This window comes from Pseudomonas sp. 67(2021), from assembly GCF_017491835.1.
Taxonomy (GTDB): Bacteria; Pseudomonadota; Gammaproteobacteria; order Pseudomonadales; family Pseudomonadaceae; genus Aquipseudomonas; species Aquipseudomonas atacamensis.
In genome coordinates, this window is sequence record NZ_JAFGYL010000116.1 from 1 (window position 1) to 245 (window position 245).

Sequence of the window (245 nt, forward strand, 5' to 3'; positions counted from 1 at the left end):
CTCGATGATTCTGGTGCCCTACCTGTGGTCGGCGGCCTATGCCCTGCTGCTGGCGGTGCGCGGCGAGAGCTACGAAGGCTTTGCCGCCGAGCGGCGCAAGGATCTGATCATCGGCGGTATCGCCCTGGTTTACGCGGTGTGGCTGTTGTACGCCGGTGGGGTGAAATATCTGCTGCTGTCGGCGCTGCTGTATGCGCCGGGGGTGATTCTGTTTGCCAAGGCCAAGCGTGAACAGGGCCAGCCGG

The 245-nt window shown here is 64.1% G+C and carries 1 pseudogene; it reads left to right on the forward strand.

Going from position 1 to position 245, the window contains the following annotated elements:
* Window positions 1–245: pseudogene (locus J5M66_RS26785) on the forward strand (arginine-ornithine antiporter); the annotation flags it as partial.